Source organism: Treponema sp. J25 (assembly GCF_004343725.1).
GTDB lineage: Bacteria > Spirochaetota > Spirochaetia > Treponematales > Breznakiellaceae > J25.
The window spans coordinates 20,117-39,751 of sequence record NZ_PTQW01000051.1; the positions used below are offsets into that span (position 1 = coordinate 20,117).

The 19,635-nt window shown below is 45.9% G+C and carries 19 protein-coding genes, 2 tRNA genes and 1 other RNA gene; 20 read left to right on the top strand and 2 right to left on the bottom strand.

Translation table 11 applies throughout. The features are described 5' to 3' along the window. Positions 1-169: 169 nt before the first annotated feature. Positions 170-1,519 carry a CCA tRNA nucleotidyltransferase gene (locus tag C5O22_RS12590; RefSeq protein WP_132782353.1) on the bottom strand — a complete coding sequence of 450 codons (1,350 nt, stop codon included), beginning with the start codon at positions 1,517-1,519 and terminating at the stop codon, positions 170-172. A gap of 181 nt (positions 1,520-1,700) precedes the next feature. Here C5O22_RS12590 and C5O22_RS12595 point away from each other — a divergent pair, with 181 nt between their 5' ends. Then, a complete protein-coding gene (locus tag C5O22_RS12595) occupies positions 1,701-2,351 on the top strand; it encodes a thiamine diphosphokinase (protein ID WP_132782355.1) in 651 nt (216 codons plus the stop codon). Between the two features lie 34 nt (positions 2,352-2,385). Here the strand turns inward: C5O22_RS12595 and C5O22_RS12600 are convergent, their stop codons facing one another. Next, complete coding sequence (locus C5O22_RS12600; RefSeq protein WP_132782357.1) at positions 2,386-2,886, bottom strand: HIT family protein; 501 nt, start codon at positions 2,884-2,886, stop codon at positions 2,386-2,388. 71 nt (positions 2,887-2,957) lie between these two features. On the opposite strand from C5O22_RS12600, the gene C5O22_RS12605 reads away from it, so the two are divergent. From C5O22_RS12605 to C5O22_RS12695, 19 genes are all read left to right on the top strand, one after another. Next, positions 2,958-3,329, top strand: coding sequence for a hypothetical protein (locus tag C5O22_RS12605; RefSeq protein ID WP_132782359.1), 372 nt, complete (start codon positions 2,958-2,960; stop codon positions 3,327-3,329). Next, positions 3,329-3,745 (top strand): chorismate mutase, encoded by a 417-nt coding sequence (gene aroH / locus C5O22_RS12610; RefSeq protein WP_243692947.1) that lies wholly within the window; start codon positions 3,329-3,331, stop codon positions 3,743-3,745. The genes C5O22_RS12605 and aroH overlap by 1 nt, the downstream gene beginning before the upstream one ends. 50 nt (positions 3,746-3,795) lie before the next feature. Next, positions 3,796-3,869: transfer RNA gene (locus C5O22_RS12615), tRNA-Thr, on the top strand. A 30-nt stretch (positions 3,870-3,899) separates the two neighbouring features. Further along, positions 3,900-3,981 (top strand) — tRNA-Tyr (locus C5O22_RS12620). Between the two features lie 101 nt (positions 3,982-4,082). Next, positions 4,083-4,538 (top strand): YkgJ family cysteine cluster protein, encoded by a 456-nt coding sequence (locus C5O22_RS12625; RefSeq protein WP_132782363.1) that lies wholly within the window; start codon positions 4,083-4,085, stop codon positions 4,536-4,538. A 9-nt stretch (positions 4,539-4,547) separates the two neighbouring features. After that, entirely contained in the window at positions 4,548-5,483 is a 936-nt protein-coding gene (locus C5O22_RS12630) for an MBL fold metallo-hydrolase (protein WP_132782365.1), read from the top strand. Further along, positions 5,480-5,674: a hypothetical protein gene (locus tag C5O22_RS12635; RefSeq protein WP_132782367.1), complete on the top strand. Its 195-nt coding sequence runs from the start codon at positions 5,480-5,482 to the stop codon at positions 5,672-5,674. The genes C5O22_RS12630 and C5O22_RS12635 overlap by 4 nt, the downstream gene beginning before the upstream one ends. A gap of 12 nt (positions 5,675-5,686) precedes the next feature. Then, complete coding sequence (mltG, locus tag C5O22_RS12640) at positions 5,687-6,766, top strand: endolytic transglycosylase MltG (protein WP_132782369.1); 1,080 nt, start codon at positions 5,687-5,689, stop codon at positions 6,764-6,766. A gap of 2 nt (positions 6,767-6,768) precedes the next feature. Continuing rightward, positions 6,769-8,589 carry a DNA primase gene (gene dnaG / locus C5O22_RS12645; RefSeq protein WP_132782371.1) on the top strand — a complete coding sequence of 607 codons (1,821 nt, stop codon included), beginning with the start codon at positions 6,769-6,771 and terminating at the stop codon, positions 8,587-8,589. Then, positions 8,586-10,331: an RNA polymerase sigma factor RpoD gene (gene rpoD / locus C5O22_RS12650; protein WP_132782374.1), complete on the top strand. Its 1,746-nt coding sequence runs from the start codon at positions 8,586-8,588 to the stop codon at positions 10,329-10,331. Before dnaG ends, rpoD begins: the two co-directional genes overlap by 4 nt. A 22-nt stretch (positions 10,332-10,353) precedes the next feature. Then, positions 10,354-11,214 carry a zinc ribbon domain-containing protein gene (locus C5O22_RS12655; RefSeq protein WP_132782376.1) on the top strand — a complete coding sequence of 287 codons (861 nt, stop codon included), beginning with the start codon at positions 10,354-10,356 and terminating at the stop codon, positions 11,212-11,214. Between the two features lie 6 nt (positions 11,215-11,220). After that, positions 11,221-11,632: RNase P RNA component class A (gene rnpB, locus C5O22_RS12660), an RNA gene on the top strand. Positions 11,633-11,678: 46 nt separating this feature from the next. Continuing rightward, on the top strand, positions 11,679-12,620 hold the full coding sequence (locus tag C5O22_RS12665) for a tetratricopeptide repeat protein (RefSeq protein WP_132782378.1): 942 nt from the start codon (positions 11,679-11,681) through the stop codon (positions 12,618-12,620). A 28-nt stretch (positions 12,621-12,648) separates the two neighbouring features. After that, positions 12,649-13,692, top strand: a complete 1,044-nt coding sequence (locus C5O22_RS12670; RefSeq protein ID WP_132782380.1) for a rod shape-determining protein — start codon at positions 12,649-12,651, stop codon at positions 13,690-13,692. A gap of 19 nt (positions 13,693-13,711) precedes the next feature. After that, on the top strand, positions 13,712-14,563 hold the full coding sequence (gene mreC / locus C5O22_RS12675) for a rod shape-determining protein MreC (RefSeq protein WP_132782383.1): 852 nt from the start codon (positions 13,712-13,714) through the stop codon (positions 14,561-14,563). Next, a complete protein-coding gene (gene mreD / locus C5O22_RS12680) occupies positions 14,560-15,066 on the top strand; it encodes a rod shape-determining protein MreD (protein ID WP_132782385.1) in 507 nt (168 codons plus the stop codon). Before mreC ends, mreD begins: the two co-directional genes overlap by 4 nt. Then, the gene (gene mrdA / locus C5O22_RS12685; protein ID WP_132782387.1) at positions 15,066-16,943 is read left to right on the top strand and encodes a penicillin-binding protein 2; all 1,878 of its coding nucleotides are present in this window, start codon (positions 15,066-15,068) and stop codon (positions 16,941-16,943) included. The genes mreD and mrdA overlap by 1 nt, the downstream gene beginning before the upstream one ends. Continuing rightward, positions 16,940-18,250, top strand: coding sequence for a rod shape-determining protein RodA (gene rodA, locus C5O22_RS12690; RefSeq protein WP_132782389.1), 1,311 nt, complete (start codon positions 16,940-16,942; stop codon positions 18,248-18,250). The genes mrdA and rodA overlap by 4 nt, the downstream gene beginning before the upstream one ends. Further along, positions 18,240-19,628, top strand: coding sequence for a radical SAM protein (locus tag C5O22_RS12695; protein ID WP_243692948.1), 1,389 nt, complete (start codon positions 18,240-18,242; stop codon positions 19,626-19,628). The genes rodA and C5O22_RS12695 overlap by 11 nt, the downstream gene beginning before the upstream one ends. The last annotated feature ends 7 nt before the right edge of the window (positions 19,629-19,635 follow it).

Here is a 19,635-nt window from a genome sequence, read left to right on the forward strand (position 1 = left end):
AAAACCGCCTATCGGATATACGATTTTTTCTTTTTTGCAACGACAGGGATGTCCCACAAGGGAACAATAAAGAGAGACCCGGACTGTCCCCCGGCATGACTCGTGGGTGTTTTTGCCCCTTATGGGAGCGGCGTATACTTTCTTGACAGATTCCGGCGTGGGCCGAAGACTAGGACCGCAGTTTTTCGTACAACCGAAGGGCTATCTCGCTGAGCCGTTCCCTGGTATTTTCTTGGGGGTCGTCCAGAACAGTCTGGAGTAACTCCGTAAGAATCCTTCCCATGATAGGCCCCCGGGGAATGCCCAGGGCAGCCAGATCTTCTCCGTTAATAGCGAGATCTTTAAGGGATAAGGCCGAATTTTCCCTCAGGATGGCTTCGATACGTTCCTGGAGTTCTCGGTTGTAATCCGGTGGCGGCTCGATTCCTGTGGTTGCCCAGGCATCGGCCCGACGAAGATCGAGCATGTCTTCCATGGCTTCTACGCCCACCCGGGCAAGCAAACGGCGCACCGCCGCATCGGTCCAGGAACTTTCATAATAAAACATATGATGACTAATCAGGTGGCAGACCGCCTCTATAAAAGTATTGGGGTATCGGAGGCGTGTTAAGAGCTCCCGGGAAAGGCGGGCCGATTCCCGTTCGTGCTGATAAAAGGTCCAGGTCCCTTCGGAATTTTTTTGACGGACCAGGGGTTTACCGATATCATGGAGAAGGGCCGCCATTCGTACTACCGGCTTGTGGCGGGGCGCCACATCACAGGCCAGAAGACTATGATCGAGCACATCGAAGCGATGAAAGCCCCGCTGTTCCACACCGCGACAGCGGGAGAGTTCAGGCAAAAGCAGTTCCAGGAGCCCCGTTTGTTCCATAAGCTGGAAGGCAATGGATGGCTGGCGACTTGCAAGAATTCGGTCCAGTTCTTCCCGGATCCGCTCTTTTGCAACCCCCGCGGTGACCGACAGGGCCCGCGGAATCGCCGCAAGGGTAGCTTCCTCTACATGAAATTCGAGCTGGGCCGCAAAACGGAGGGCCCGGAGGGGACGCAGACCATCTTCTGTAAACCGCTTGAGGGGATCCCCTACACAGCGGATAATGTTCCGGCGAATATCCTCTTGCCCGTTAAAGGGGTCCACCAGGGGACCCCGGGGAAGCTGATAAGCCATGGCATTCATGGTAAAGTCCCGGCGAGAGAGGTCTTCTTCAATGGTAGGAACATACTGAACCGTGTCAGGATGTCGGCCATCGGAATAGTCCGATTCAATCCGGAAGGTGGTTGTTTCTATTTCAAGCCCCTTGTGATGGATCGTAACCGTCCCATGTTTAATACCCGTGGGAATAACCCGTCGAAAAAGACGTAGCACCGCTTCAGGCCGGGCATCGGTGGCAATATCCCAATCTTTTGCAGGGACACCCCGGACAAGGTCCCGGACCGCTCCCCCCACAAGGTAGGCCTTAAAGCCGTGCTGTTGCAAAATTGTAGCCACTTCAGTAAGTTGATAGGGAACACGAAACCTCATGGGAAGCACTATAGCCAGTCAGCGGCCTTTGGGAAAGGGGATCGCCGCATCTATACCTATGGGGTATCTATACCTATGGGATTCCCGGGTAGGATATAACCAGGGGCAAGGGGCCCCGAAGGGATAAAAGGGGACTTCGGTTCCTCGAAGCCCTTTAGGAATTCATGGATAAGGAAACGGCATGAAAACCCTCGTATGTATCGGAGGCCAGGGGCCAACACAAGCATGGTGCGCCCCTTTTATTCAGGGAGCCAGCCTCATCATTGCGGCCGATTCGGGGCTGAGTACCGCCCTTTCCCTGGGACTTTCTCCGCACTGGATCATCGGCGATATGGATTCGCTTCAGGACAAACACCTCCTCTCGTCTTTTCCAACGGATCGGATCTTGCGTTATCCTCCCGATAAGGACTACACGGATACGGAACTTGCCTGCATGTTTGCCTGGGACCAGGGAGCAGAAGAACTCATCCTCTTGGGGGGCGGGGAAGGGCGAACCGATCACAGTCTAGCTCTCATTTCGCTTTTTGAACGCCCCCGCTATCCCGATCTCTGGATTACCGGCCAGGAACTAATTTTCATAGGAGATGGGGCAAACCCCCGTTATTCCTCGCTCTCCCTCTCTTTTGCCGAAAATACCCTGGTCTCGGTGTTTCCCCTGGGGGTGGGCCCCTGGCGTATTACAAGTAGGGGGCTCAAGTGGCCCGTGGATGATTATCCGTGGCAACGGGGGCTCTTTGGTATTAGTAACCGTATTTCCCAATCTCCGGCAACCCTCGAGATGAAAGAAGGGCGCTTTTTAATTTTTGTGATCCCTTTGGAAGGGGCTTCTTAGGATATACATTTTTACTCGGTGAACCCGTATGGTTTTAACGGCGTCCATCAGGGGAACTGCGTTTCTTAAAGGCCTTCATGAGTCGCTCTTTGGTGTCCAGGGGATGTTCCACCAGAACCCGCTTGCCCGCAAGCAACTCGGCGATTCCAATCTCCCGGGGATAGCGGGGAATAATGTGGTAATGGAGATGTTCAATAGAGGCCCCCGCGCTGAGCCCCATATTGCATCCCACGTTAAAGCCTGCGGGATTGTATTCGTCGGTAAGCACATCGAGGGCTATTTTTAGCACTTCCTGGAGTCGCAACCATTCAGGAGGAGAAAGATCTCGAAGATCCGCTATATGTCGATGGGGAAAGACAAGAAGATGTCCCGGATTGTAGGGATACAGATTAAGGCAGACCGTAAAATCCTCCTCCCGATAGACGGTAAGGTCCGTTACGGCCGGATCCCGATCCCGCACCAAACACAAAATACAGCCCTCAGGCCGTTTACCCTTAAGGTAGGCTATCTTTTCAAAATTAAAAAAATACTCCATGGTAGTGATATAATACTTCCGTACCGTGACTTTCGCAAGCAAACGGTAGCATTACGAGAGGAAAAACCATAATGCCCCTACGACGATTACCCCGTAAAGAACTCCGTGAGCTATTATTCAAGCGGACATTGATTGTTATCCTTGTGTACAACACCTTACTGTTTTTCTTGTATTGGGTAGGCAATTTTCAATCCTTTCTTGATAGCACCCAGCGGATGATACTCCAACTCCTTACCTGGACCGGGGCGTTTCAGAGTTCCTTTTCTTTTCTTCTGGGTATCGGCATAATAGGCCACCTGTTGACCCCTTCTCATGGGGGTCCCCTTTCTCCACACCGCATTTCCTGGTATAAAAAGCTGGGGGCCGTGCTTGTTTCTTTTCTTCTGGGAATAGGGTACGCCTTTTTTAGTCAAATGATTCTGCATCTGATGGGAGGTATATAGTGGAACAACGACTCTATGGAATTCGCGGAGCAACCGGTTGTATTAACACGGTGGATGATATAGAAGCGCAGGTCCGTGCCCTCTACGATGGGTTACTCTCCCTAAATAAGTTACCAGAAAGTGATATCGTCAGTATCTTTTTTACTATGACGGCGGACCTTACCGCCTGTAATCCCGCGGCGGCCCTCAGAAAGCAGGGGAGGGCCCAACAGTGTGCCCTTTTTGTCTGTCAGGAGCCCCATACCGATGGGGCACTTCCGGGTATCATCCGAATTCTTATTCATGGATATTTACCGGTGGGAAGCAACGTACAACATCTGTATCGGAATGGAGCAGAGGCGCTGCGTCCTGATTGGGCCGGTACCTCCGGAAGAGAAGGAATTTTTTTTATCAACAGTGATGGAAAGGACCCCTAAAACTATTGACCAAATTCCTGTCTTCCGCTATAGTACTGCTCGTTGGATACGCCATCTTAGCTCAGTTGGCTAGAGCGCGTGACTTGTAATCTCGAGGTCCCCGGTTCGATTCCGGGAGATGGCTGTAGAGCAAGCCAGGATGGCGATGTAGATTGGGGAGATTCCCGAGCGGTCAAAGGGGGCAGACTGTAAATCTGTTGGCTCAGCCTTCGAAGGTTCGAATCCTTCTCTCCCCAGAGTGGGGCTGTAAAACGGGCGGTACGGCGGTTTTACAGCCCCTTTTTGTATTCCCATGTAAACATGTAGCATCATGCTAGGGCGCCGCAAAGGATAGTCTATGGTTACCACCTTTTATGAAAAGGGGCTCTTATTCTCCTGTACCCGCTGTTCTTCCTGCTGTCGCTATGAAAGTGGTTATGTTTTCCTTTCCCAGGAGGACCTTTTGAGATTAGCGGATTACCTTAAACTGGGCTCCCGGGAGTTTATACAGCTTTATTGTCGCTGGGTGCCGGGGCCTTCCGATACCGAACAGTTATCCCTAAAAGAAAAGTCTAATAAGGATTGTATCTTCTGGAACGATGGTTGTACCGTCTATGAAGCCCGGCCTCTGCAATGTCAGTTGTTCCCCTTCTGGGATATAATTCTTTCCAGTGCCGACCGGTGGCAGAATGTAAGTAATGACTGTCCCGGCATGAATCAAGGCCGATGGTATAGCCCCGAGGAAATTGAAGAACTCCGACGATTAGGAAAGGAAAATCGTATAATTTCCCGAAGAATAGAAAAGAATATGTAGGAGGGGGCAATGCAAATTCGTTTCTGGGGTGTGCGGGGCTCTTTACCGGCTCCTCCGGTACCCCAGCAGATAAAAAGTAAAATCTCTGCTATCATAGAACGAATCACCCCGGACGACATCAAAGACCCGACAAGTAAAGAGCGATTCCTTTCCCGGCTTCCCCCCTGGCTTTTTGGGACCGTGGGTGGCAACACTCCCTGTCTTGAAGTTCGTACCCATGATGCCCTTATTATCTTTGATGCAGGCACCGGTATCCGGGAACTGGGTATAGCCCTTTCTAAGGATACACAGAAACCCTCGGAGTGCCATATCTTTTTTTCCCATCTCCATTGGGACCATATACAGGGGCTTCCTTTTTTTGGCCCCGCCTATAATCCGTCGATGGAACTGCACTTGTATTCCCCCCATGAGGAGTTAGAAACGGCCCTGCAACATCAGATGCGTCCCCCATCTTTTCCCATCACCATGGAAAGCATGGGGGCAAAAAAACACTTTCATCATCTTACCGAACCGGTTATCCTTGGAAACACCACGGTAAGTTTTAAGAAAATGAACCATCCGGGTGCATCCTATGCCTATCTTGTGGACGACGGGCTCCATCGCTTTTTATATGCCACTGATACGGAGCTTTCGGCCGATGATTTTCAGCGGACCGATGAGAATGCGGCCTTTTTTGGGGGGGTGGACGCCCTCGTCATCGATGCCCAATATACCCTGGGGGAGGCCATAGAAAAATATAACTGGGGACACAGTGCCTTTAGTCTGGCGGTGGACTTTGCATCCAACTGGGGAATCGCAAATCTGTATCTGTTTCATCATGACCCTACCTATGATGATAAAAAGCTCTACAATATCTTGCAAAATGCCCGCTGGTACGTAGAACGGATGGCAATTACGGGAGTACAGGTACACCTGGCCACGGAGGGGCTAACCATTACCCTATGAACGAAATAACCCTTACCTTCGAAGAAATTCTCGCCCTCTTTCGACGGTTAAAACGGGAAGAGGATCATCTTGATGAAGTAGAGTCTCACCTGCTTGCAAAAATAGAAAATGTTTTGTATACCCGATATTCCATTGCAGAGATGGAAGCCCTCGTTTCAGAGGCGACCAGGAAGGATAACCACACAAAATAAGGGGAAAAGAAGATGAATAAGCATTCCAGGCCCATCGTCGTGGGTCTTGGTATTATGATAGTTCTATGTCTGGGAATCCTTGCGGGCCTTTTAACGCTCTGGTCATTGATGACCACCCCTGTTCCCGTTCATCCTGAGAGTATACCCTTCGGCGTTCCCGGTATTACTCAAGATCCGCGGTATGGAATTATTCTGGAAGTCTTCCCCGGAGAATCCCCTGCTCGGCTGGGACGACGACTCGAAATGGCCGGTCTTATTCGCTCTCGCCTGCTCTGGGAAATGCTGATCCGTATTGATCGGGAACCCATTAAAGCGGGGGTCTATGGGCTTACGAATGAGTTTTCTATCCTGGAACTCCACAAGCTTCTTGTCTCGGGAAAACAACTGGTGATTCGGGTAACTATTCCCGAGGGGCTCACCATTTCCAAGGTAGCAACAATCCTTGAAAAAGAAGGGATCTGTACGGCGGCGGATTTTATTAAGGTTACAACGGATTCCCAACTATTACGGGAGTTCCAGATCCCCGCCCGGTCTTTTGAAGGCTACCTGTTCCCCGATACGTATTATTTCCCCTGGCGGTATCCAGCGGCTTCGGTCCTGAAAATGATGGTGCAGACCTTTTTTAAACGCTTCACAGAGTTTACCGCTAACCAGAAAGAGCTTTCGCCGGAGCGTATTCATCAGATGGTTACCCTTGCTTCGATTGTGGAACGGGAGTACCGGTTGCCCGAAGAAGCGCCCCGTATTGCCGGTGTGTTTTATAATCGTTTGCAACGGGGTATGGCCCTGCAATCCTGCGCTACCGTGGAGTACGTTATTACCGAAATACTCCATAAACCGCACCCCAAGGTGTTGTACTATCAGGATCTTGAGATTCCAAGCCCTTACAACACGTATCTTCATCGGGGCCTGCCGCCTGGCCCTATTGCCAATCCCGGAGCGGTGGCGTTGAAGGCGGTTCTGTCCCCAGAAAAAACGGACTACCTCTATTTCCGGCTTATAGATCCTGAACGGGGGGCCCATCATTTTTCTCGAACCCTGGATGAACATACAAGAGCTATTCCCCTGTATGTAAAAGGAGAGAAAAACTAATAATGGCTCGTATTTCGGAGCTTACTATTCAGGAAATCCACGAACGCCTTGATGCGGTGTACATCATTTCTGAATATGTGCGCCTCGAAAAACGGGGAAACCGCTACTGGGGGCTGTGTCCGTTCCATACCGAAAAAACCCCTTCTTTTACGGTAGATGGGGAACGTAAATTTTACTATTGCTTCGGTTGCCATAAGGGTGGGGGGGTGGTGAATTTCATTATGGAGATGGAAAAACTGTCCTACCCCGATGCGCTGGAATTCCTTGCTCGAAAACTCGGAGTGCCGGTCCAGTACGATGGGCAGGAACAGAAGGGCGAAAAAGATAGTTCCCTCAGGGAACGGCAGGACCTTTTAGAGTTGTATCAGCGGGTTGCGGGAAGTTTTCATCACATTCTTCTCCATACCGAGCAGGGGGCCCTGTGTCGAGATTACCTTGCTCGCCGGGGCATCAGTCAGGAAATGATAGAGCGATTCCGTCTGGGATATGCCCCCCGGGGGAAAACCTGGTTATATCACTTTTTACGAAAGAAGGGCTACTCAGAAGCCTTCCTTGCTAAAACGGGGCTTTTTTCCCGTCAATATCCCGAGGTTTCTCTCTATCACCATCGACTTATGTTTCCTATCGCCGACCGGCGAGGGACGGTGGTAGCCTTCGGTGGTAGAATTTTAGAAGGAGAAGGCCCTAAATACATTAACTCCCCCGAAACAATGCTCTATAAAAAACGGGAGATCCTCTTTGCCCTTGATGTAGCCCTTCCTGCAATTCGAAGTACGAAGGAGGTGTATCTCTGCGAGGGATACATGGATGTCATTGCCTTACATCAGGCGGGAATAGAAAATGCGGTGGCCCCCCTGGGCACCGCATTTACAGAAGAACAGGCCCATCTGTTACATCACTGGGCTGACAGGGTGCTACTGCTTTTTGATCGGGATGCGGCGGGGCAGCAGGCTACGGAAAAGGCTATTCTTACCTGTCGCCGGGCAGGCCTTGGGTGCGCTGTAGCGGGATATCCCAGAGAAAAGGAGGAAGAAGGGGCGGTTTTAAAAGATCCTGCCGAGATTTTGCAAAATAAAGGCATAGAGGCGTTGCAAAAATATGTAAAATATACTATAAATGACTTTGATTATCTGTTGGAACGGGCGCGCGCTCTGTATGACACATCTCGAACGGAAGGCAAAAGCCATGCGGTAACCTTCTTCTTCCCTTTTCTCGAAACCCTGTCTTCAGAGGTTTCGCGGGAGTCTTGTGTCAACGAGATTGCGGATGCCTTTGGGGTAGAAAAAACGGCGATTTTGAAGGATTTTTACCATCGTACAACACAGGAGGAACGTCAAGGCGCCCGGAATGTACAGAGAAGCTCCCGATCTTCTACGATCCACTTAAACGATGAAGTATATCTTTTTCTTACGGTGATAGCCCAGCGAAAGTGGTATCCCTTTGTTCGTGCTCACCTAAGCCCAGATATGGTAGAAGATTCGCGGGCAAAAGAATTGTTTGTGTCCCTGGAAGAGTGTTACCGTCTTGGTCGGGAAGATATGGACAGCCTTTTGGAACAGATACAGGACCCCCTTTTGCGAGATTTCGTGCTTGAAAAAACTGCAGAGGGGGCTTTTTCTGTGCAACCGGAAAAAATTGTGCAGGATGGTATCAGGCGCATACGAATTCGTCACCTGGAGCGTCAACGGACCACGGTGGTAACTAAATTGAAACTTGCCCAATCCCAATTGGAATATTCCCGTCAGGATAGCCTTGAGGATATGCTGGCGGAGATAATGCATATAGATGCCGAAATTAAACGGCTTAAGGATGAAATGGCATGACCGACTTACAGCTAGATCCGGCAGTTGTAAAGCTGATTGAATACGCAAAGGAAAAGAAAATCTTATCCTATGATGAATTGTCCGACTTTTTACCGGAGCATATTATCAATTCGGACAAGATGGATGAGGTTCTTTCTCTATTAGAATCCCAGAATATCCAACTCGTAGAAGAAGAACCCCTCTTGGATGATGAGATAGAACTGGAAGATCAAAAAATAATAGAAGAGGAACCTGAAAAGAAACGGTTAATATACAACGATAAGGAGAGTTCTGTAGACGATCCTATCCGGCTCTATCTTCGAGAAATTGGAAAGGAAAATCTTCTTACCGCTGAGCAGGAAGTCCAACTATCCAAGCAGATGGAGGAAGGGGAAAATATCATTAAACGGGTCGTGCGAAAATCCGGTATGATTATCCCTGCCTACTATGCAATTGCTCAGCGGGCCTTCTCGAAGCGGGACCCCCGGGAGATGAACCTTTCCAAGAAAGAAATGACCGAATACATGGCTGAGCGTCGTCGTTTGAATCAATATTATAAGGAAACCCTGAGGCTCGTCGGTTCTGAGCTTAAACAATACATGGATATAAAAAAGCACCTTGTTGCCCGGGGACAGGATATTTTTGAAGCGCCGGAACTTAAGGAATTACGAGAAAAGATTATTCCCGTTCTGGTCGAAGCGGATATCCATCCTGAAGAAATCTCTGGTATTTCTGAGAAATTTGTTCAGGCCGCAAAGAAAATAAAAAAATACAAACGGGAGCAAGAACGGATTGAAAAACGACTGAGAATCAGTTCCATAAAAGAATTACGTGCCCTGGGTCGAAATCTTACTATTAAACATGAGCGGGAACGGCTAGAAGAAGAGCTTGGCCTTCCGGCGGATGAAATAAAAGAGTTGATCCGGCACATCCAGGTAACAGAAAAAAAACTCCATCAATTAGAAATTGAATTTGAAGAGCCCATTGATTCAATCTTAAAAATGGCAAAGGAAATTAACCGCGGCCGGGTGATGATGAAGAGTGCCAAAGATAAACTTATCAAGGCAAACCTTCGGCTTGTGGTGTCGATTGCCAAAAAATACACCAACCGGGGACTTCACTTCTTTGATCTCGTCCAGGAAGGGAATATAGGCCTTATTAAGGCGGTAGAAAAATTTGAATACCGTAAGGGCTATAAATTTTCAACCTATGCCACCTGGTGGATTCGACAAGCCATTACCCGTTCGATTTCGGACCAAGCCCGAACGATTCGGGTGCCGGTTCATATGATTGAACAGATCAATAAGGTAGTCCGGGAATCCCGACAGCTCATGCAGGTCCTTGGTCGGGAGCCCACCGATGAAGAAATTGCGGAGCGCCTTGGCTGGACCGCTCAGAAGGTAAAGTCCGTAAAGAATGTGGCCCGGGAACCCATTTCTCTGGAAACACCTATTGGAGAAGAGGAGGATTCCCTCCTGGGGGACTTTATAGAAGACAAGGATGTGGAAAATCCCGCCAATCAAACCGCCTTTACCCTGTTGCAGGAGCAACTCCGGAGTGTTCTGGAAACGCTACCACCCCGGGAGCAGGAGGTGCTCAAGATGCGGTTTGGGCTTGACGATGGATACTCTCTTACCCTGGAAGAGGTGGGGCTCTATTTTAACGTTACCCGGGAACGGATTCGGCAGATAGAAGCAAAAGCGCTGCGAAGACTACGGCATCCTAAACGGAGCCGAAAGCTAAAAGATTATCTTGATCATTAAATTTAGATGAAGGGGAACAAGCATGGTGATGGAAGAAGTGTTTTCTAAACTTCGGGTATTGCAGGATATTCTGGCAGAAAAAATTCGACTGGAAAAAGATATAGTGGAGATTCCGCGGGTTCTTGAAACCCAGCAGGAACTCCTTACCCGTTTAAAGAAGGGATTTATAGAAAAAAATCAGGAGTATGATCGTATTACAGCCCTGGTGAGCCAGCTAAAGGTATCCCTGGCGGAAGCCGAAAGTAACCGGGAGCGGGCCGAAAAGGCGATGGATACCATTACCACCCAGCGGGAATACGAGGCCCTCGACAAGGAAATCCGGGAGGCCAGTGAAAAAGAACAGCAGTATCGCAAGGAACTGCAACGGGAAGAAAAGAATCTGGCTGTTCTGTCGGAAGAAATCCAGCGGGAAGCCGCCCTCGTAGAAGAGCAGGAGCGAGATCTGGCACAGCGAAGGGCAGGGATTGAGCAGGAACTAGCAGAAAAGCGGGCAGAATTGGAAACCCTTAAAGAACGGGAACGGGAGATTACAGCCGGTCTTGATCCTGAAGTGGTCTTTAAATTTGAACGGATCATTCGAAACAAAATGGGGCTTGGAATTGTACCTATTAAAGGTGGGGTCTGTAATGGCTGCCATATGATTCTGCCAGTGCAATTTGCGAACATGGTTCGTAGTGGCGAAGAAATCGTATTCTGCCCCTATTGTTCGCGAATTCTGTACTATGAAGAATCTGAAGAAGGCGAGATGGAGTTCTTTAACGAAGAAGATGCAGGGAGCCTTTCTGATTTAGAGGATTTTGATCTTGATGAAGAGTATGATGAAGAAGAGGAAGAAGAAGAGGAGGAAGATGACGAAAAGGTAGACATGGATTTTGATGAGTAATTAGAGGTAATGGATCGGGATACCGCGATGAAAAGGGAAGAAATTTACCCTTTTCATTGAGGAAAGTCCGGGCTCCAGAGGGCCTGATGCCGGGTAATGCCCGGGCTTGCTGGCCGTAAGGTCAGCAGGACAGACAGTACCACAGAAAACATACCGCCCCTCTGTGCACGAGCACAGGGTACTGCTCGAAAGAGCAGGGGTAAGGGTGAAAAGGCGGGGTAAGAGCCCACCGCATGACTGGTAACAGCATGGCAGGGTAAACCTCATCAGGAGCAAGGTCAAGCAGCGGGAATGGATGGCCCCTCCGAAGTACCGCGGGTAGACCGCTTGAAGATTTTCGGTGACGAAAATCGAAGATAGATGGTATCCCTTCCCTTAAAGGGGAAGACAGAACTCGGCTTACAGGTCCATTACCTTTTTTCTCGTTGACTTTTTATTCAAAAAAGGGTTATATCATTACAGTTATGTTGAGGCTTCAACAATCAACCTACAGTAAACAGTGGGCGCTCAAAAAAGTTGTTCGACTAACCATAGGGAGTGCTCTCCTCTTGTTCTTTGTAGGGGGGGGTATCTTGTTTGCTACCCGTTGGCGCAAAACCATAGCTACCGAACGGGCCTATATATACGAATTATGGACTAAAAGTGCCTACACCGAACTCCTTTCCTATCTTAAAAAAAAGCTTGAAAAGCATCCTTTAGATTCCTTTACTCTTTCCGTATATGGGTTTACAGCGTATCAGATGGCCATGTCTCAGCCAAGTGATCAAGATATGCAAACCTATCTTGATGAATGTATATGGGCATTACGAAAAATAGCCACGGTACACAATAAAAAAGACCCTGCGGTCTTGTATGTTTTAGGAAAAGCCTACTATTACAAAGGTCCTTCTTACGCAGATCTGGCTATCACGTATCTAGAAGAGGCCCAAAGGGTTCATGCGCCTTTTAAGGATATTGCCGAATACTTAGGTATGGCCTATGCGTCGGTGAAAGATTACCGTTCTAGTATTGCAGCCCTTTCTCAGGTTCTTGAACAGACGAATAAAAGCTCAGGTTCTCCGGATCTTATCCTTCTTGCCATTGCCCGTTCTTACCTGAATCTAGAGAATTATGATCAAGCAGAAGCATACCTTTTACGCTGTGTTGAAAGCTCTCAGGATGATATAGTAATAGAAAAGGCCCGATATGAATTAGCGCTGCTCTATCAAAAAAAGACAGAACGGGATAAGGCAATTGAACAATGTCTTGCTATTCTTGCGTTAAATGAGGAAAATGCTCAGGCTCATTTTTTGTTGGGGGATCTGTACGCCGAGGCAGGGGATCTTATTCGAGCTCGATCTGAATGGCGAAGAACCCTTCGTATAGCACCGGATCATTCTTTAGCCCGAGCGAGGCTAACGAGTTAAAGAGTTAAGGATTAATTTGGAGGAAACCATGGCTGGTTTTAAGCTGTTCGATACGCTGTCATCTGATATTGGTATTGATCTTGGGACATGTAACACCCTTATCTACGTACGGGGAAAGGGGATTGTGATTAATGAGCCTTCGGTAGTAGCTGTTGAGCGAGGGACCAAGCGGGTTGTGGCTGTTGGGGCCGAGGCAAAGCGAATGCTCTGGAAGACCCCGGGAGACATTATTGCCATTCGCCCTTTACGAGATGGGGTTATTGCGGATCTGGAAACCACTGAAAAGATGATCCGTTACTTTATCTCCAAAGTACTTCCACGGAACTGGTTTATCCGTCCTCGTATGGTTATTGGAGTCCCTTCCTGTATTACCGAAGTAGAACGGCGGGCCGTCGAAGAAAGCGCCTATAAGGCAGGGGCCCGGGATGTACGGGTTATTGAAGAAAGCCTTGCTGCAGCCATCGGAGCGGATATCCCTATTTTTGAACCCGCGGGGCATATGATTTGTGATATTGGAGGAGGGACCACCGAAATTTCCGTTATTTCCCTGGGGGGGATGGTTGTTACCAATGCCATTCGTCTTGGGGGCGACGAATTCGATGAAGCCATCATTAAGCACGTTCGAAGCAAACATAATCTTATCATTGGAGAACAAACGGCGGAACGTTTAAAAATTGAAATTGGCAATGCCGCGCCGGACAAAACCATAGAAAAGGTAGAAATAAAGGGAACCGATGCGATTACCGGTCTTCCCCGTCGACTCGAAATTGATTCGGTAGAAGTGCGAGAGGCATTAAAAGAACCTATTACCCAGATTGTGGATGAGATAAAGCGAACCCTTGGACAAACTCCCCCAGAGCTTGCGGCAGATATCGTAGAACGGGGGATCGTTATGACCGGAGGAGGGGCCTTACTCAAAGGTTTACCAAAGCTTATTTCAAAGGAAACGGGAGTTCCCGTTATTCTTGCAGAACGGCCCCTCGATTGTGTTGCTCTCGGGGCAGGTAAGTATTTCGAGCTTGCTAAGGGTTTTGATAATACCCGCAGTATTTACGATAACCTGAATAGTTAGGATTTAGGGCTAAGGTAATATGAAGAAGCCGTCTCGGCTTGTGCCGACTACCCTTTATGTTTTTGTAGGATTAACAGGTTTTTCGTTTTTACTACTTCTCTTTTCGGCACGGAGTTTTTTTGTTGATTTTCGAGAGATAGGGTTTTCTACTTTTTCTGGGGTGCGGAATATTGTACATAAGGCGACTAATTTTGTTTCCGAAACAATAAAATCAGTACAGGAATTAGGGAATTTAAAAAAAGAATACCTTGCGCTCCTCGAAAAAGTTGAAGAATATGAACGAATTCAACGAGATAGTGTATATATTAAACGAGAAAATGAACAGCTTAAAGAACTGCTTGGTTTTAGCAAAACCATACCGTATCGTTATTTTGTAGCCGAAATCATCGGTAAAGAACCAGATAATCTATTTTCAAGTTTTGTAGTTAATAAAGGAACGACCGAGGGTATTAAAAAAAATATGGCAGTTATTGCATACCAGGACGGCGAGCGAGGATTGGTGGGGAAGGTTATTCAGGTAGGACTTCATGAAAGTCTTGTGATGCCTATATATGATAGTAATTCTTTTGTTTCTTCCCGTTTGTTGGATAGTCGTTATGAGGGTATTGTAAATGGGCAAGGAAGTGCGCAGAAAACAGTGGTTATGCGGTATGTAAAAAAACGCGCAAAAGATGAAATTCAAATTGGCAGCATGGTTATTACCAGTGGCTTAAGTGACATATATCCCCCGGACATACCTATCGGACGGGTAGAACGAATGATTATTCAAGATTACGAAACTTCAATCACTCTGGAACTGGCACCGGTTATCGATTTTTCCAAACTTGAATACGTATTTATCGTGGATAAAGGGGTGGGGGGAGACCAATGATTAAACCTATTATCTGGTCCACGGTTTTTACCTTTATAGCAGCCATATTACAGTCTACTATAATAAGTAAATTCACTTTTATATCTGTTATTCCAGATCTCACTTTAATCATTCTTGTGTATATTGCTTTTTCGAATGGAACTATGGTTGGTCAGGTGTCAGGTTTTAGTTCAGGGCTTATTCTGGATTTTTTTACGGCTGCACCTCTTGGATATAATATGCTTATTCGAACAATAGTAGGATTTTTAGTTGGTCTCTTGAATGGTTCTGTGTACTTGGATATTTTTATTTTCCCCATACTCCTTACAGGAGTGACAACAATATTAAAGGCTATAGTGGTATTCTTTTTACATATTCTTTTTTCTGGTATGCTTCCCTTTTATCGAATTACGGAACCTGTTTTTTGGATAGAGCTTTTAGTGAATATGGTTTTAGCTCCCTTTGTTTTTTCTTTTTTAAAGTTGTTTAAAAAGATCCTTGTGGTTCCCAGGAATGTATTGTAATGGCTTTACCAATTAATGTTAAGGCAGAGCGTCCTGTTAAAAGAATAGAAGTTCTAAAATATCTTTTTATTACTATTTTTTCTCTTTATGCGTTGCGCTTGTTTTTCATACAGGGAATTCTAGGGGAATTGTATCGACAACAGGCTGCTACTATTACACGACGGGTTATTACTATTCCTGCTCAGCGGGGCGAAATTTATGACCGCAATTATAATCAACCTATAGTATTAAATGTTGACTCTTTTAGTGTTTCTATTATCCCTGCAGAAATTCCCAAAGGTTCTTTCCAGCAAGTGGTAGAACGGATTTCCGGAATTATAGGGATTTCTAAAGATATAATTAACACGAAGGTCCCACCTTCTTACTATCACCTTTATCAACCAATTGAAATAGCTACAAATGTCTCCTACGAAGCTATTGTTTCTCTAGCTGAACATGCGGATGAATTGCCAGGAGTTACCTGGCAATCGAAGCCAATACGAAATTATGTTGATACGGGAAGTCTTTCCCATGTTATTGGATATGTAGGAGAAATTACGCGAGAAGAACTCAAACTGCTTTATAATAAAGGTTATGCCCAGGGTGATATTATTGGGAAAGCGGGAATAGAAAAACAGTACGATGAAATATTGCGAGGGAAAAACGGAAAAATCATTAAGACCGTTGATGTACGGGAGCGAAATATCTCTCAAAAAGAGGGGGAGCTCACGGACCCACCAATTTCTGGTAAAAATCTAGTCCTCACTATTGATAGAAACATTCAGACTCTTACCGAAAAGGCCCTTGGCCCACGGATGGGAGCGGCGGTAGTGCTTAAGCCGGCAAGTGGAGAAGTCCTTGCCATGGTCTCTTATCCCTGGTATGACCCTAATATTTTTAATCGAAATGACAAAGGCCAATTGTATCAGAATCTCCTTGCTGATCCTAACCGGCCCCTCGTGAATCGGGCTATTCAATCGAGTTATCCGCCAGCATCTACTTTTAAAATTATAATGACCGCTGCTATCTTAAATGAAAAGGTTTTCCCCCTTGATAAAAAGGTCCTTTGCGAGGGAGAGATATATTATGGAGATAGATCCTGGAGGTGCTGGGTTAGAAAGCCAGGCCACGGTTATTTAAATCTTCAGCAAGCTCTGGCGCAGTCGTGTGATATTTATTACTGGAACGTGGTACGAGATTATCTTGGAATAGAGCGAGTTGTTCAGTATGCCCGAGATTTTGGTCTAGGAGAATTAACAAATATAGATCTTCCAGGAGAGACCCCAGGGTTTGTTCCTACACCCCAGTGGAAAGAGCGACGGTTTCATGAAAAGTGGCTTGGCGGTGATACGATGAATATGTCTATCGGCCAGGGATTTACTTTGATAACCCCTTTACAAATGGCAAATATGGTAGCCATGTTGATAAATAATGGTGTTATATATGAACCCCATCTTTTAAAAGAAGTACGGGATCCTATTTCTGGAGCAATTGTGAAAAAAGTACAACCGACTATTCTTCATAAAAGCGAGGAGATTAGCGAAGAAACATTTAAAACAACCCGGGAGTATATGCGTACCGTTGTTACTGAAGGAACAGCTCGTTTCCCTCTTAATATTAAGACAGTCCAGATTGCAGCTAAAACAGGAACCGCCGAAGTAGGCCTCGCGGATCGCTGGCATTCATGGCTTGTTGCCTATGGTCCGTATAATGCTACTAATCCGGAGGATCAGGTGGTGGTTGCTGTTATTGTAGAAGCATCAAATCCCTGGGAATGGTGGGCAACCTATGCTACAGGAATTATCTTTCAGGGAATATTTGCCAATCAAACCTACGAAGAAGCAGTGCAAGCTTTGGGATTCCAGCATATTACCACTATGAGAGAGCGAAGAGAATGAACGTAAAAAGACTTGGGGAGATGGATTTCCCCTTATTGCTCAGTGCTGTGGCCCTCATAATTCTTGGAGTTATGTTTGTTTTTTCTGCGGGAGTCACGTCGACGGGAGATATTGTTTCCACAGAATATATTCGTCAAATTATTTGGGCTGTTTTAAGTATTGTAGTGTGTCTTGTGTTATCCCTTGTAGACTATCGAAGAATTTATGACTTTGTAGAGTATATTTACTTTTTCTTTTTATTACTGATTCTATATACCGCTGTATTTGGGAAGGTTGTCAATGGGGCACGGGCGTGGCTTGGTATCGGGTCTTTTGGTATTCAACCTTCAGAGTTTATGAAAATTGCTACCATTCTCTATCTTGCCAAATATCTTGATTCCAGTGGGCGGGAAGCTGACGAAACCCATCGTTTTATAATTTCTGCTCTTATTATATTTGTTCCCGTGGCTATCATATTATTGCAGCCGGATCTAGGGACTGCTCTAGTTTTTATACCCATTTTTCTTTTTATGTCGTATATTGCAGGTATTCGTCTTACCTATATTTTATATGTTGCCTTTTTTATTGCAGGCACAGGTATCTTAACAGTTCTTCCTCTTTGGCAATCATATATATTAAAGAGTAGCTATCCTTTTATTAATGCCCTTTCTAATACAAAAGTTGATTTTCTGCTTATTGGCCTTTTTGCTATTATTTGTGTGCTATCAATCTTTGGGTACCTACGATATCGAAAACGGTATTTTTATTGGATTGCCTATATTTTCTCTGGGTTGGCCGGTTCATTTTTATTTTCATTTATAGCTCGCCATGTTTTAAAAGAATATCAGATTATGCGGCTTTTAGTCTTTCTTGATCCTTCTATCGATCCCCGTGGAGCAGGATGGAATATTATCCAATCGATTACTGCAATCGGATCTGGAGGAATTCTTGGGAAAGGGTTCCTACAAGGAACGCAAAGTCATTATCGATACCTTCCTCAGCAGAGCACGGATTTTATTTTTTCTATTTTTTCTGAAGAGATGGGATTCATTGGTGGTATAGTACTTTTCCTTTTATTTCTTGTTATTCTTATACGGTGTACTACTCTTATGAAAACCACTTCTGATCCCTTTGGTTCATATGTTGCAAGCGGAATATCTGCGGTTATTTTCTTTCATTTCGTTATCAATGTAGGAATGGCAATGGGAATTATGCCTATTACCGGTATCCCTCTTATTTTTCTTTCTTATGGTGGTTCTTCTCTTCTTGCCACTATGATAGGTATAGGTATTTTGCAGAGTATTTATATTCGTCGTTTTGAACATTAAGATTTATTGTATGCGTATACATCCTCTTTCTGATCTTGGTAGTGATTTATTGAATATTGAAAAACCAGGACGTTATGTCGGTGGTGAATTTGGCATATATCGAAAAGAAGACGCTGATTTCACCATGGCCATTGCATTTCCCGATCTTTATGAGATTGGGATGTCTAATCAGGCAATTAGAATTTTATATAACCATTTAAATCGTATAGAAGGGGTTTCCTGTGATCGGGTTTTTTGTCCTGCCCCCGATTTTGAAGAGCTCCTTAAAAAACGAGAGATACCTCTATACACTCTTGATCGAGGGATTCCGCTGTATGACCTCGATATGATCGGTTTTTCCCTTGGGTATGAGCTCGGAATTACGGGAGTACTCACTATTCTACAAAGTGGAAAAATACCCGTTTTAAAGAAAGAACGAAGTGAAAAAGACCCCATTATTATCATGGGTGGACCTGCGGTATCCAATCCGAGCCCTTATGAGTCTTTTATTGATGCTTTCTGGATTGGTGAAGCGGAAAATAATTTCTTTAAATTGGTGAAAGTATTAAGAGACCATAAGAAAAAGGGAGCTTCTAAAAAAGATTTGCTTGCAATTTTATGGGACTGTAAACATATCTGGATGCCTGGAAAAACAGCGGTTAGATCTATTTATACGACTTTTGGCAAAAATGACCGAGTTGTTGTGCCGGTTTTTCCTGTTCCCAATATAAAAATAGTTCAAGACCATGGGGCAGTAGAAATCATGCGAGGCTGTCCTAACGGGTGTCGTTTTTGTCATGCTGGAATTTGGTATCGTCCCATGAGACAAAAAGACGCAGATGCTATAGTTGATGAAGTAAAAGAATTCATTCAGAAGGGGGGATATCGAGAAATTACCCTTTCCTCGCTTTCTTCGGGGGACTATCAAGGTATTGATGAACTCCTTTTTGCATTAAACACTACGTATAAGCATCGTTATATTTCGTTTCAATTACCGTCGCTTAAGGTTTCAAGTTTTTCCTTACCACTGTTAGAACAAATTGCAGAAACAAGGAAAAGCGGCCTTACCTTTGCGGTGGAAACCCCTTATCAACATTGGCAATGGTCCCTTAACAAAGAAGTAACCTGTGAAAGTGTTATTGCGATTCTTAAAGAAGCAAAAAATCATGGTTGGCGTTCAGCAAAATTTTATTTTATGATAGGTCTTCCCGTTGGAGACTATGAAGAAGGGTACGAGTACAACAAAGAGGAAGAAGCTATTGTCGATTTTATTACGTCTATTGTTAGAGCCGTCAAAATGGAAATACATATCAATGTGGGGACCTTTGTTCCTAAGCCGCATACTCCTTATCAATGGGTCGCCCAGATTAGTTCTTCTTTAGCGGAAGGGCACCTCTAAAAACCGC

Bases quoted from the DNA above. Each gene is read 5' to 3' on its own strand.
- C5O22_RS12590 (WP_132782353.1), bottom strand. From the start codon at position 1,519: ATGAGGTTTCGTGTTCCCTATCAACTTACTGAAGTGGCTACAATTTTG.
- C5O22_RS12595 (WP_132782355.1), top strand. From the start codon at position 1,701: ATGAAAACCCTCGTATGTATCGGAGGCCAGGGGCCAACACAAGCATGG.
- C5O22_RS12600 (WP_132782357.1), bottom strand. From the start codon at position 2,886: ATGGAGTATTTTTTTAATTTTGAAAAGATAGCCTACCTTAAGGGTAAA.
- C5O22_RS12605 (WP_132782359.1), top strand. From the start codon at position 2,958: ATGCCCCTACGACGATTACCCCGTAAAGAACTCCGTGAGCTATTATTC.
- C5O22_RS12625 (WP_132782363.1), top strand. From the start codon at position 4,083: ATGGTTACCACCTTTTATGAAAAGGGGCTCTTATTCTCCTGTACCCGC.
- C5O22_RS12630 (WP_132782365.1), top strand. From the start codon at position 4,548: ATGCAAATTCGTTTCTGGGGTGTGCGGGGCTCTTTACCGGCTCCTCCG.
- C5O22_RS12635 (WP_132782367.1), top strand. From the start codon at position 5,480: ATGAACGAAATAACCCTTACCTTCGAAGAAATTCTCGCCCTCTTTCGA.
- mltG (WP_132782369.1), top strand. From the start codon at position 5,687: ATGAATAAGCATTCCAGGCCCATCGTCGTGGGTCTTGGTATTATGATA.
- dnaG (WP_132782371.1), top strand. From the start codon at position 6,769: ATGGCTCGTATTTCGGAGCTTACTATTCAGGAAATCCACGAACGCCTT.
- rpoD (WP_132782374.1), top strand. From the start codon at position 8,586: ATGACCGACTTACAGCTAGATCCGGCAGTTGTAAAGCTGATTGAATAC.
- C5O22_RS12655 (WP_132782376.1), top strand. From the start codon at position 10,354: ATGGTGATGGAAGAAGTGTTTTCTAAACTTCGGGTATTGCAGGATATT.
- C5O22_RS12665 (WP_132782378.1), top strand. From the start codon at position 11,679: ATGTTGAGGCTTCAACAATCAACCTACAGTAAACAGTGGGCGCTCAAA.
- C5O22_RS12670 (WP_132782380.1), top strand. From the start codon at position 12,649: ATGGCTGGTTTTAAGCTGTTCGATACGCTGTCATCTGATATTGGTATT.
- mreC (WP_132782383.1), top strand. From the start codon at position 13,712: ATGAAGAAGCCGTCTCGGCTTGTGCCGACTACCCTTTATGTTTTTGTA.
- mreD (WP_132782385.1), top strand. From the start codon at position 14,560: ATGATTAAACCTATTATCTGGTCCACGGTTTTTACCTTTATAGCAGCC.
- mrdA (WP_132782387.1), top strand. From the start codon at position 15,066: ATGGCTTTACCAATTAATGTTAAGGCAGAGCGTCCTGTTAAAAGAATA.
- rodA (WP_132782389.1), top strand. From the start codon at position 16,940: ATGAACGTAAAAAGACTTGGGGAGATGGATTTCCCCTTATTGCTCAGT.